General features: G+C 44.1%; 12 protein-coding genes. All 12 read right to left on the bottom strand.

Annotated features, from left to right (window positions below):
• Positions 1 to 26: 26 nt before the first annotated feature.
• A complete protein-coding gene (locus NCI00_RS02015) occupies positions 27 to 1,556 on the bottom strand; it encodes a capsule assembly Wzi family protein (protein WP_253524459.1) in 1,530 nt (509 codons plus the stop codon).
• A 44-nt stretch (positions 1,557 to 1,600) separates the two neighbouring features.
• Complete coding sequence (locus NCI00_RS02020; RefSeq protein WP_253524460.1) at positions 1,601 to 1,990, bottom strand: VanZ family protein; 390 nt, start codon at positions 1,988 to 1,990, stop codon at positions 1,601 to 1,603.
• 5 nt (positions 1,991 to 1,995) lie between these two features.
• Entirely contained in the window at positions 1,996 to 3,153 is a 1,158-nt protein-coding gene (gene wecB / locus NCI00_RS02025) for a non-hydrolyzing UDP-N-acetylglucosamine 2-epimerase (RefSeq protein ID WP_253524462.1), read from the bottom strand.
• 9 nt (positions 3,154 to 3,162) lie between these two features.
• Positions 3,163 to 3,918: a polysaccharide deacetylase family protein gene (locus NCI00_RS02030; RefSeq protein ID WP_253524464.1), complete on the bottom strand. Its 756-nt coding sequence runs from the start codon at positions 3,916 to 3,918 to the stop codon at positions 3,163 to 3,165.
• Positions 3,919 to 3,949: 31 nt separating this feature from the next.
• Positions 3,950 to 5,044, bottom strand: a complete 1,095-nt coding sequence (locus NCI00_RS02035; RefSeq protein ID WP_253524466.1) for a DUF354 domain-containing protein — start codon at positions 5,042 to 5,044, stop codon at positions 3,950 to 3,952.
• The gene (locus NCI00_RS02040) at positions 5,041 to 6,225 is read right to left on the bottom strand and encodes a DegT/DnrJ/EryC1/StrS family aminotransferase (protein ID WP_253524468.1); all 1,185 of its coding nucleotides are present in this window, start codon (positions 6,223 to 6,225) and stop codon (positions 5,041 to 5,043) included. Before NCI00_RS02040 ends, NCI00_RS02035 begins: the two co-directional genes overlap by 4 nt.
• Positions 6,204 to 7,079, bottom strand: a complete 876-nt coding sequence (locus NCI00_RS02045) for a lipid II:glycine glycyltransferase FemX (protein WP_253524470.1) — start codon at positions 7,077 to 7,079, stop codon at positions 6,204 to 6,206. The genes NCI00_RS02040 and NCI00_RS02045 overlap by 22 nt, the downstream gene beginning before the upstream one ends.
• Before the next feature lie 161 nt (positions 7,080 to 7,240).
• Positions 7,241 to 8,350 (bottom strand): DUF354 domain-containing protein, encoded by a 1,110-nt coding sequence (locus NCI00_RS02050; RefSeq protein ID WP_253524472.1) that lies wholly within the window; start codon positions 8,348 to 8,350, stop codon positions 7,241 to 7,243.
• Between the two features lie 70 nt (positions 8,351 to 8,420).
• The gene (locus tag NCI00_RS02055) at positions 8,421 to 9,584 is read right to left on the bottom strand and encodes an N-acetyl sugar amidotransferase (protein ID WP_253524474.1); all 1,164 of its coding nucleotides are present in this window, start codon (positions 9,582 to 9,584) and stop codon (positions 8,421 to 8,423) included.
• A 3-nt stretch (positions 9,585 to 9,587) separates the two neighbouring features.
• Positions 9,588 to 10,349 (bottom strand): AglZ/HisF2 family acetamidino modification protein, encoded by a 762-nt coding sequence (locus tag NCI00_RS02060; RefSeq protein ID WP_253524476.1) that lies wholly within the window; start codon positions 10,347 to 10,349, stop codon positions 9,588 to 9,590.
• 6 nt (positions 10,350 to 10,355) lie between these two features.
• Positions 10,356 to 10,982, bottom strand: a complete 627-nt coding sequence (gene hisH / locus NCI00_RS02065) for an imidazole glycerol phosphate synthase subunit HisH (protein WP_253524479.1) — start codon at positions 10,980 to 10,982, stop codon at positions 10,356 to 10,358.
• Between the two features lie 3 nt (positions 10,983 to 10,985).
• The gene (locus tag NCI00_RS02070; protein ID WP_253524482.1) at positions 10,986 to 11,924 is read right to left on the bottom strand and encodes a glycosyltransferase family 4 protein; all 939 of its coding nucleotides are present in this window, start codon (positions 11,922 to 11,924) and stop codon (positions 10,986 to 10,988) included.
• Positions 11,925 to 11,928: the final 4 nt, after the last annotated feature.

An 11,928-nucleotide genomic window follows, 5' to 3' on the forward strand; every position in this document is an offset into this window, starting at 1 on the left:
ATGGAAGTTCGTCCTGCCATGCAGAATTAAAACTCCCTTCTTACCACCAGACTCCCGCCGATGTTATTTTCGAGAAGCCCAGCATTGTCGTACGCAACAATGGCATTGATGGTGTATTTTTTTACCGAAAACGAAACTTGCTGCTGTACCGACACTTGATTCAACTCAATAGGGGCCAACAACACCCGTGAGTACAAATAGTATTTGCCAAAATTTTGAGAATACGATACGCGGGTCAGAAGATTTACCCGACTTATTCGGCTATGAATCCCCAACATCCACGCTTTGACCCGATTATTGATAATCATGTCGGGCATAACGGGCGATTTAGGCTGAAAGTCACCGATTAAATCTTTGAGCGTAACGCCCGTAGATGCGCTGAGTGGCATGATAAAAGGAGTACCGATGGTTTGTCTGCGATACACCCAACCTTCTTCGTAGGTCCCGTTGTTGAAATAATCGTCGGCGCCCCTCAATTCAGGAATAAACGCGGTTTGATTTCCAGATTGCAGATTTCCTCCTTGATTGGAAGTATTCAAATATTCTAACACAATTTTTTTTACGCCCTGATTAGCTTCTTTCAACTCAATCGACGCTCCCAACAGCCCATCAGCAATACTGCTTAACACAAAGAGGGAGCCGTCTTCATAAATGGATTGACGATAAAAAAACCACTTGGTTGCTTCATTTTCATATTCCAACCCAATATCGACCGTTCCCAAGTGATTGCCCAATCGGTTGCCACCTTCACCAGAGACTCGCCCGCTTTTTTTGTAGTAGCCCAGTGCCTGAAGGCTGATGCCCGTAGCCACGTGAATGAAAGCTTCCAAATCACTGCCATAATTGGTGATAAGCGAATTGGTGCCGCTCTGGATAAACGGTACCGTTGGCCTGCCTCCCCACTGCACCTGATGGTTGATTCCTGCATAAAACTTCATTTTCCAGGCGGGTTTTCCGAGTCGGAAATAGGCACTTTTTTGGTGAAGAAAATATTTCGCGGTAGAATCTCCCGACCCAAACCAGCCATGCGCAAAATTGGCTTTGAACGAAATTAACCCATTTTTAAGTAAAGGCACGTAGTTAAACAATCCAATTTGGACTTTCGGCATCGGGAGGGCATTGCCAGACCATGTATACGAACCCATGCTGAGGGTACTATCGACGAGTCCAACAATCTCTTTCCGACGTCCCGCGTAGAATTCGAAGGCTCCATAGCGGGCTTTGCCGTAAAATTCAGAAAAGAAAAAGCGGCTGTTTTCGCCAACATTTGCCACGGCTCTTGCACCATAGCCGAACTGGAGTTTACGCTTGGCTTTTGCATTCCTCAGGCTGTCATAGTCTTTTTTCAACTCGCCTCGAAGCGAGAACGCAGGGCTGCCCAGAGGCACCTCCCCAAACTGGTTTGAGCGCACCCAAAAAGGGTTAGATTCGGCCGTAGAAGCAAAAGCCCCCGCTTCAACGGCGTACTTAGCTCCTTTGAGAGGGTTCTGGGCAAAAGATGTATAACCACAACACCAACAGGCAATTAGGAAAAGTGACGTTTTATTTTTCATCATAACTTCGGAGAGGTTTAAGCTTCAATAGAAAACCAGAATCTGATTTATTTTTTATAAATAGGTTGAATAATTTGCCAAAGAGCAGCCCCGATAAATACCCCGAGCAGGTTAGCGGCCAAATCAATGACATTGTAGGTTCGGTAAGTCAAAAAATACTGGACAACTTCGGTCGTTATCCCTAAAACTACTCCGCAAGCAAGCCATAAAAGCTCTTTGAGACGGTTAGTTTCGGCATATAATACCCGAATCGGCATCCAAGGAACGAGCAAAAATGAATGAAGCAGATAGTCTAAACGCAACTCTGGCAAGACATACGTGTTGTTGATAGATGCAGAATCTTTACCGTTGATGGGCAAAACCGCAAGCGCAAATAAAAGAACTACGTAGCAAAACGTAAGGGTATCGGCTTGTTTGGGTGATTTTACGAAAAGCATATTATTTAGGTTGTCGCTCCTGCTCCAGTGAGGAGTAGATTCAGTATTTTTTCGGCCGCACTTCCATCACCATAAATGGTTTGAAAGCTGCTTTCGGGATTGCTCATAAAATAGCGGTATGCATCTAAAATGCGGGTTTCGTCGGCATCGCAAAGTACGGCGGCCCCGCTTTCCACAATTTCAACCCATTCGGTTTCAGCGCGCAGGATGAGGCACGGCGTTTTCAAGAAATAGGCTTCTTTTTGCACCCCACCCGAGTCGGTCAGTACCAGTTTTGCGTATTTTTCCAATTGAATCATTTCCAAATACGAGACTGGCGGGAGCAACAAAATGGCAGGATTGCTGCTAATTTCACGACGCAACTCGGCCTCCAACAGAATCTCCATCTGTTTGGCAGTACGCGGATGAAGCGGCAAAACGAGGGTTTCGTTCCCTGAATTTGCAATTTCTAACAACGCCCGAAAAATAGCGTTCAGACGCGTGGCATCGTCGGTATTGGTGTTTCGATGCAGCGTAACGAGCAAAAATTGCTTTTTCTGCAACCCCTCCTTCTCGAGAATGTCGGTATTTTTATCCGCTACTTTACTAAAGAAAAGGGTATTGTCGTACATCACGTCGCCCACGTTAAACACGCCCGGTCGGTCGATGGTGTAGGGTGGCCGATTATCGACCCGAAAGCCTTCGTTTTTAAGATTATCCAAGCCCGTTTGGGTGGGTGGAAACAAATAAGTAGAGACATGGTCGCTCAAAATCCGGTTGATTTCTTCGGGCATTTTTTTATTAAATGACCGCAATCCCGCTTCAATATGCACCACAGGTACGTGGATTTTGGAAGCAGCCACGGCGGCAGCCAAGGTGGAGTTGGTATCGCCGTAAATAATCATAAAGTCGGGTTGTTCGTTCTCCAAAATGGTTTCAATCCCCGCAATCATCCGGGCCGTTTGTTCACCGTGTTTGCCCGAACCAGCCCCTAGGTTATAATCGGGCAGGGGAATTTGCAATTCTTCAAAGAAAATCGCCGACATACGTTCGTCATAATGCTGTCCTGTGTGTACTACCACTTCTTTAATACTGGGTGCATAATGATTTTTAATCGCTCGACTGATGGCGGCCGATTTAATGATTTGGGGGCGCGCCCCGATAATGGTCAGGAGTTTCAGCATGTAGCTCACTCAGGTATTTTTGACGAAAAAATATTTTTTTATGACGTTTTTGGCGTTCTGAAGCACCAATTCCTTCACCCACGGCACACTATGGTCATCCCAGCGTTGGGGGTGAAAAGTAAACATAATTTGGGCGGGCAACTGGCCTGCATTCGCCACCGCCATGATGTCGCGTGTGGTTTTAAAAGGATGATTTTTGCTACCCACTTTGTCCCTTACGCTGACTTTATCGCCGTCCCATCGGCGGCCCGTATCGGTCAGGTAAAGTACTTTGCTGAAATCAACGTCAAAATACGGCTCGCCAATAATGCCGAAATCACGATAAGAGTGAAATTTCCACAGGTCGCGGGAGTCAAATTTTGAAAGTGGACTTCCGTGCATACAAATCGTGGAAACGGGCACCAATTTTCGCAGCCGCTCAAGATTTTGCTCAAAATCAACCAATCCCTTTTGAATGTCTCCCCGGCAGGTAGTCAGACACTCATAATGATAGCCTACTTCATGGCCCAAATCGGCTATCCGTTGAATGATTTTGTCGTCCCAGCTTACTTCCACCGCCCTAAAATAATAGGAGCCTGAGAGGCCATATTCCTTCTGAATTTCGGCAAACGCTAGAGAATTTCGGGGCAACAAATCAACGTCGTGACGCAGCACAATGGCACGCTCTTGTGGTGAAGTAAGAAAATCTTCAAATGTTTGAAAATGGTAATTTGAAGCGATGAGGCTTTCTAACAATTTTCGGTAAAGGCGTAGGGTAAAATCCATTTTTGGGGCCTAAAAATATTGAGCGTAAAACTTATTGAGCAACGCTTACCCGACGGTCAGGATTTTCTTTTACCATCCGAATACTTTCGGGATAATGAGCCACTAATCGCACCAGAAAATCGGTGAGGTCTACCTTATCCGTGAGCATTTTTTGCCTACGCAACGCCCAATCTTCCTTCAGATTTTTTTGGTGAACCAGTCGGTCAATCAAGGCTATCATCTCCTCAAATTGATTGGGCAGAAATGAATAACACAAGGCGTACTTTTCTTCAATTTCGTTCGGGATAGATAGCCTTCCCGCAAAAGAGTTTAATTTGATGGCGGGCGTTCCCAAGAGTGCTGCCTCCGAAATCATGGTTTGACTATCCCCCACAAACAGCGTCGCAAAATACATGAGAGAGTGGATTTTTTCGGGTGCCACGGGCAATTGATACTCCTTTATTTCAGGTTCAATATCGCGCTCGGTTGTAATAAAAATCTTCCCAAAGGGTTTGAGTAGTTCAATAATACGAAGTTTTTGAGCAATATCCAACCCCCTAACGCCCGCATCATGGTGCGCCTTAAATACGTTGAAACGCATGATAAAAAAAGTCTCGCCTGGCTCAATGCCCAACTCCTTAAGCACACTGACCTGCGGTTCAAAACGATTGGGATGCAAGTAAGCAAGTTCATGAAAACTCGGGTGGCATATTCGGTTGGGGCCTCGGTCTTCAAACGACAACGCACTTGGATTGAGAATGATCGAGGCAAAAGATATGGCTTTGGCAAATGTCGGCGTTACGGTCAGGTCGTCATCGTCCAGCGCAATCACTTTCATCCGCGTTATTTTTGTAAGAATAGGTAGCACCATCGAAATTCCGATGCCATAGTCCACACGATGCTTCCACACAATCCCCAATACTTTTAGCAAATGAAAAAACTCATAGATGTATTTAAGCGAGAGAGAGTCTTTTTTTTGTCCAACTTTTATGTATTCTATATTATACGCTTCCAATAGGCGCATGATGACTTTTACTTCTTTGGCCGTCACTATCACCCGATACCCTCGTGCTTTCATCTCCTGTATAAAATACTTAAAGAGATGCACGTGAGCGGGATGGTTTATATCAACAAGAATGGTTTTCATTGAGGGTTTAATTTTCGAAATTCTAATAAACAATGGGTTATTCGGTCTAAATCGCGCTTATTCAAGCCATAATTACACGGAATCGTCAAAACATGATTGACTTGTTTTTCAAATACAGGGCAGCTGCCAGGTGCATAACCATAAGCCATCGCCCAAGCCAACGCGTGTTGAAAATGTTTGCCACTCATAATACCCCGCTCCTTCAAATAACGACTTAGACGGTCTCGTTCTTCTTCGATTAGTACAAAGGCAAAATAATTGACTTTACTTTGGTATGGCGTCAAAAATTCATAGTTTCCCCTGAGCATTTGGGCTAAATAGGCGCCGTTTTCGCGCTGAACAACGGCATTTTTTGGGGCTTCCTCCAATTTGGCTGGCAAACTCCACTCGATGCTTTTAAAGATATTGAACTCCTGATTCCCACGGCTAATTATCGTCTTATTTCGATTATTAAGGTAGGGTTCACTCAATATTTTATTCATTATCCACTGTGGCAGCGGCGCATACATCACTGCTTTAGCGTACGATTTAACAATTTGTGTTAGCTCTTGCCACAAAGTGGGTTTAGGCAACGTCGAAAGTCGTTCTTTTATCCGTTCGTTCAGGTCTGGGTCGTTAATCACCAACATTCCTCCGCCTCCAAGCGACGGAAATTTACCGTTACCGAATGAAAAAACAGCGGCATCAAAAAAAGTACCCACGAAACGGTGCTCGTACTGACTAAAAAGAGCGTGGGCACAATCTTCAATGACAGGCAGATGGGAGGCAATGGCTTTGATTTCAGCGATGTCGGCGGGAAAACCAAATGTGTGGGTGACAATCAGCGCGTCAATGTCGGTTACTTTGGACTTCAACGCCTCGATATTGAGCGAAAGGTTTTGATTAATATCAATAAAAAAAGGGGTGAATCCTGCCGCTACAATCGCCCCCAAAACCGAAGAGCAGGTATAGGGCTGCACTCCGATACGGGCATTTTTTTTAAAACCAAAACCCTCTAATGCATATTTTATACCACTTGCCGCGCTCTCCGTCAGGTGTATTTGCGCTTCTGGAAATAAGGTTTGAAAGAGTGGAACGGTTACATTTCCGTCTCTGAGTACGTTTTTTACGCCTAAAAAAACGTCTTTCAGAGAATAAGCGTACTTAAAACGGGGGATAATCACTTTTTCAAAACCCTCCAAAGATTGAACGCTTTAATCACCAACCCATAAAGCATCGGGAAATGGACTTTTTCAAAACGTCCATAATTCACCATCTCACCCCCAAATTTTTTTTTGTATTCCCTTACCCCGTACGGCACTCCAGGTTTGCCAGCCCCTCCGAAATCAAACCGCGTAAACCCATTCCGTTTGCCCCATCTAAAAACCTCCCACGGCAGTAAGTCGTTGGGGTATTTATCGTAATTTTCTTGGTAAGCACCCGCGTAATAATCAAACAGGGTAGTGCCATACGCCAAACAAAACATACAACCGATTATCTTGTCTTCATACTTAGCAACAAAAATCCGCAGCCCTTCTTCTTGGGTGCTGTTCTGAAATAGCGCCTCAAAATGGTCTATGCTCGGCAGCGGTAGTTTGGCGCGTTGGTATACTGTTTTCAAAATCAAATAGCACTTAGCGATTGTATCTGGGGTGTTGCTCAACTCCACCGTTGTGCCTTCTTTTTGCGCCCGTCTGATTTCATTTCTTCGTTTGGAATGAACCTCGGCCCACAGTTGCTCTTCCGTTTTTTCTAGGTCAACGATGATGTTTAAATGCTCTTCGTAGGTATAGTTCAAGTCACGCATTACATTAAGGAAGGCACTTGGGGCCGAAAGGTTGCGAACTTGGGTATAAATGGCAAAAGATTGCTCTTTCTGGTATATTTGATAAAGTCCCTTGTATACCTCCAAGTCGTTGTGTTGCACCAATGGCCCACCCCAAATAATGCTCCGAGCCGATAAAAAATTGAGCGGAAATATCTGGTATTGTGCTTGCCTAAAAGCCAGCATTACCCCCGTTACAGCATAATTTTCATCATAGGCCACATAATACATTGGAGTAACTGACTTTGAATATTTACAGGTAAAAAAAAAGAGACTCGATTGAAAATAGTTAGCGTTTGGGTGCGACTTTACAAATTTTTCAATCGGCTCAAGTTGGCTTTTTTCGGGGTTTTTAAGGCTGTAATATGAACTTCTCACCTTCGATTTTTTGCTTATACTTTCAGCTTTTTGAATTGGTTTTGACTCGCTGGGTCTTCTTTCAATTGGTTTTTACTACGGGGATAATTCTCAATAAACCAAACCATGAACGCCGTAACGTCAATTTTATCAGTCAACATTTTTGCCCTTTTTGCTTGGTACTTTTCTTTTATATCCTTGTCGCTAAGCATGCTATGCAAGTGTTTCATTAGCTGCGCATCATCGCCTTGAGCAATGCCAACGGTGAGCTGATAAGTGTGTTCAAGTTCTTCCAAAACCGAGATTTTGCCCACAAAACTACTATACCTTAACGAAGGGACGCCCAACATAGCCGCTTCCATGGTCATGCTTTGGCTATCGCAAATCAGTACTTGAGCGTTTGCTAAAACATGATGCATATCGTTGGGATTGATACATAATTGATACTTTTCATATTTATCATCAATGCCGCCTTCCGCAGAAACAAATACCTGATAACCAGCATATTCAGCCATTTTAATTATCGTATCAAGCAAGTTCTCGTTGAGGCCTTTTATCCCAAAGTCATGGTGTGCATTCAATTGCGATAAACGAATCAGTATATATTTTTTGACAAAACCATACTTTTTCAACACATCGTTATTGACGGTGAATACCGCAGGATGCAAGTATCCAAGTTTCATGTAACCATCGTATCCCACTTTTTTAGTGCCCCACTTACCCACATCACATACATTTGGGCACAGAATCGTTTGGGTAAACGGATAGGCCAAGTCTCCCAGATGTTTTATTGCTTCATAATCATCTTCAGTTATTGTAATCCTATTGATGTTCAGCAATTTACCCAACTGCGCAATCGTGGCATCCGTACCAATCAACAAGTCAGGTTTAAATTTAAACACAATCGGCAGCATTGAAAAAGTCCTTTTAAGAAGGCTCAATACAATCGAAGCCCGGGAATTACCGCGTATCTGCGGCAATATATTGGTGTATTCCATGCCATCGTTGCGCAACAAATCCTCTAGTACATCTTTGGTCTTAATCAAAATCCTTATCTGATGACGATTTGCGTAAGTCAATCGTTTGAGAGTCTCCCTTACAAAAAGATACTGTGCAGGATGCCCAAAGTAGAAAAGGATATTCATTCAGGATAGTTGATGTTTGCAGCGTTTTTTTGACAAACATTTCAACTTTACGTCACTTATTTGACTTAAATTAACGAACGGGCTCGGCGGTCCCGTCAATCACTTCACGCGCGGTGATAGACATGGGTTTGAAGGAGTAGAATTTTTTCAAAAGGGGACTGAAAGTATCGACCAACCGGAACATCAGGCTGTAATTAGATGGATAATCAAATGCATTTTTATTTTCTGATTTCCAGATAGTTGCAAACTCATCTGGACTAAGCTCTAGTTTTTTCATTATATACTCGCGGGTATTTTCCAGCTCTTCTTTGGGGGCAAAAGGCTGACTCAGACGGGTCATTGCTTCCGCCCGCGACAAGGCCCCACTCAGCACCTGCGCCGACAGGTTGATTTTACGTTTGTCGATGCCGAATTTTTCGGGCAACCAATACGCCATGGCAAATTTTGTAAACAGATTTTCGTGGTGATGACCACCGTAATCCTTCCAGTCGTATTCCTTCATCAACATTTTTTTAGCTTCTTGTTTTTGGTAATCCAAAAAATAATAAGGCCTAATATCCCTGATGCCTTTGAGCAGGCCCGAATAAATCATTTTGGGCAGCGTGAGCAAAGGATAGGTTTTAAGCCGAACCCCTGACCCAAATTTTTTATGAATAAAGAGTAATTGTTTGGCATCGGCATAGGTCCATTCTTTGGGCTGCTTGCCTTCCGATCTAAAATCATTGCCGCGAAGGATGTATTTTATCCCTTCTTGGTTCGCGATTTTGTACATCGTTGCCTTGATAGCCAAGTCGGTAGGAGCGTCAATCCACGGAATTACAGCCTTCATATACGCCCGCAAAAGGTCTTTCATCTCCTCATAATCAACCACATAAGTTTCTAAATCAATCTTCAGTTTGGTTGTTACTTTGAAAATATTCTGCACGGCAATCTCACTGTTGAAGCCATTGTCCAGATTGACAGCCAACGGCCGCAAGCCGTAGCGACTTGCAATATGCAGCAGGTAAGAACTGTCCACTCCGCCGCTCACCCCCACAATGCAATCATATTTTTTTCCCCGTCCCGCGGTTTTCATGTCTTGCACCAGCTGTTCCCAGTCTTTTGTACCCTGCTCGCCTCGGGGATACTCCTGCATCATTTTTTCCTGCAATTTCCCAAAGTTAGAAACCCCGTTTTCGTCAAACGTAATTCCTGGTAGACTGTCGTCCCAAACTCCTTTCGAACAGATTTTCATGGCTTAACTGAATAAATGTACAAGTTCTTTATTTTGTGGATAGTTGACCAAAACGGCCTTTCGAGGACCATGAAACACAAACAATGACCCCGCCGCAACCGCCGAGGCGTACGATTCACGAACAGCGCGGGTGAAGTCATTCAAGCTTCCAGCCCCCCCTAGAGCCACCACTGGAATTTCGACGGCTTCGGCTACTTCCTTGACTAGCTTCCAATCATACCCCTGCATAGTACCATCGTGCTCAATAGAGTTAATGATGATTTCTCCTGCTCCACAATCCTGCATTTTTTGCACCCACTCCACTGGGCTAAAGCCCGTCGACTTGGTTCCTGCGGCCGTGTAAACCTGTTGTTTTCGCAAAAACCTTTGATTGACGTCGACAGAAACCACGATGGTTGAACTCCCAAATTCTTCGGAGGCTTCTTTAATGAAAGCAGGGTTTTCGACGGCGTAGGTATTGATGACCACTTTTTCGGCTCCAGCATTGATAAGGGCTTTGATTTCTTTGATGGAACGAATTCCGCCGCCCACCGCAAATGGCATATTGGCTTCATCTCCTACCCTGCGGACAAACTCTGGCGAGATGGAGCGTTTTTCGGCAGTAGCCAAAATATCCAAAAAAACGAGCTCGTCGGCTTTTAGGTCATTAAAAATCTTAACAGCGTTGATTGGGTCACCTACATACCGGTGATTTTTAAATTTTTCTGATTTTACCAATCCCTTGTCTTTCAATAAAAGGACGGGAATCACGCGGGGTCTAAACATCCGTGGTTAGGCGGGTAAAGCGATAAAATTTTGAATGAGACGGTCGCCCCACTCATGGCTTTTTTCGGGGTGAAACTGCGTCCCGTAAATGTTGTTTTTTTGGATGGCAGATGTAAACGACAAAGCATAATCAGTGCTTCCTAGCGTATCTTTTGCGTCATGACATTTCATATAATAGGAATGTACGAAATAATACATCGCCTCTTGACTCACTCCCGCAAAAAGGGGCGATTCTTTTTGTATCTCCACCGTATTCCAACCCATGTGGGGCACTTTGTAAGTACGGGTATCATTGACCTTAAAACGCACCACCTCAGCCTCAAGCCAACCCAGTCCTTCCGCGTTTCCTTCTTCACTACATTTTGCCATGAGCTGCATACCCAAACATATCCCCAAAATGGGCGTTTGTGCCTCCAGTACCTTTTGATTCAACACCTCCCAAATACCCGATTCTTTCAACTTCTTGACGCCGCTGGCAAAATGCCCCACCCCTGGGAGAATAAGTTTTTGGGCATTCTCAATGACTTTTAAATCCGCTGAGACCTGAACGTTTTTATGCAAACGTTCCACTTTTTTGAGTACCGAGCGTAAGTTTCCCATTCCATAATCAATGATTACTATTTCGGGCTGCATGGGTTAGGATATACTTTGGTAAAGAGAAATCAACCTTTTCGCAATCAACTCGTTATCAAGCCTTTGAATCCGTTCTCGGCCGTTAATTGGTGTTACACAATTGAGGGCTTGGCGGATTTTTGAGGCTACATCTTCGGGCTGCCTCGACGTAATAAAACAGCCTTCGATGTTTTCAATCACAGATTTCACATCTCCTACATCGGTAGATACCACAGGACAACCGCAGGCAATCGCCTCTTTTATAAATTGTGGCGACCCCTCGGTATGTGAAGTCATCAGGGCGGCATCTACGGCAGTCAACAATACCGCAACCTCCTCCCGACGATAACCTTTCAACTCCAATAACTGCAAGTTTGGGTTATTTATAAGGTTCAACGCGGCGGCGGCCAAAGGATAATTCTTGACGGCATTGTCGAAAGAAGATGAGAATAAAATGTATTTTTTTTCAGGTGCAAACCCCATTTGAGCTTTGGATACTTCTTTTGGCCTTGGAAAAAAGAAGCCAAAATCCACCCCGCAAGGAATCACCTGCGCTTTGTAATTAAAGTAAAAAAAGGCTTTCTGAAGCAATTGTTTGCTCACATAAATTGTTTTTTTACTCAATAACTCCACCCACAAAGAAAGGAATCTCAGCCGAACATCGTTAATATCTGACCCGTGAAAAGTCGCCACTACGGGAACCTGTCTTTGTAAATTAGCCAATAATGCCGATGCCGCAACGTGGGCATGAATGCAATCATATCGCTCGGCTTTAAGCCGTTTTTTTAGCTCTTTTAGGCTCCTTAGGTAGCCTTTCAGCCCTTTGTCAGTGATAAAAAAATAATCAAACTCGATGGAGGAATCGACTCTTTTGACGGCTTCCACTTGGTCATAAATAAAGGCCTGGTGTTTTTGAAAATCAAAATTTGGCGCATTGCCACTGCACACAATCAACACTTTCATGACA

Origin of the sequence: Runella salmonicolor (assembly GCF_024158025.1) — a bacterium.
Taxonomy (GTDB): Bacteria; Bacteroidota; Bacteroidia; order Cytophagales; family Spirosomataceae; genus Runella; species Runella salmonicolor.

Coding starts and splice junctions, on each gene's coding strand:
- NCI00_RS02015 (WP_253524459.1), bottom strand. CDS start 1,556: ATGATGAAAAATAAAACGTCACTTTTCCTAATTGCCTGTTGGTGTTGT.
- NCI00_RS02020 (WP_253524460.1), bottom strand. CDS start 1,990: ATGCTTTTCGTAAAATCACCCAAACAAGCCGATACCCTTACGTTTTGC.
- wecB (WP_253524462.1), bottom strand. CDS start 3,153: ATGCTGAAACTCCTGACCATTATCGGGGCGCGCCCCCAAATCATTAAA.
- NCI00_RS02030 (WP_253524464.1), bottom strand. CDS start 3,918: ATGGATTTTACCCTACGCCTTTACCGAAAATTGTTAGAAAGCCTCATC.
- NCI00_RS02035 (WP_253524466.1), bottom strand. CDS start 5,044: ATGAAAACCATTCTTGTTGATATAAACCATCCCGCTCACGTGCATCTC.
- NCI00_RS02045 (WP_253524470.1), bottom strand. CDS start 7,079: ATGTATTATGTGGCCTATGATGAAAATTATGCTGTAACGGGGGTAATG.
- NCI00_RS02050 (WP_253524472.1), bottom strand. CDS start 8,350: ATGAATATCCTTTTCTACTTTGGGCATCCTGCACAGTATCTTTTTGTA.
- NCI00_RS02055 (WP_253524474.1), bottom strand. CDS start 9,584: ATGAAAATCTGTTCGAAAGGAGTTTGGGACGACAGTCTACCAGGAATT.
- NCI00_RS02060 (WP_253524476.1), bottom strand. CDS start 10,349: ATGTTTAGACCCCGCGTGATTCCCGTCCTTTTATTGAAAGACAAGGGA.
- hisH (WP_253524479.1), bottom strand. CDS start 10,982: ATGCAGCCCGAAATAGTAATCATTGATTATGGAATGGGAAACTTACGC.
- NCI00_RS02070 (WP_253524482.1), bottom strand. CDS start 11,924: ATGAAAGTGTTGATTGTGTGCAGTGGCAATGCGCCAAATTTTGATTTT.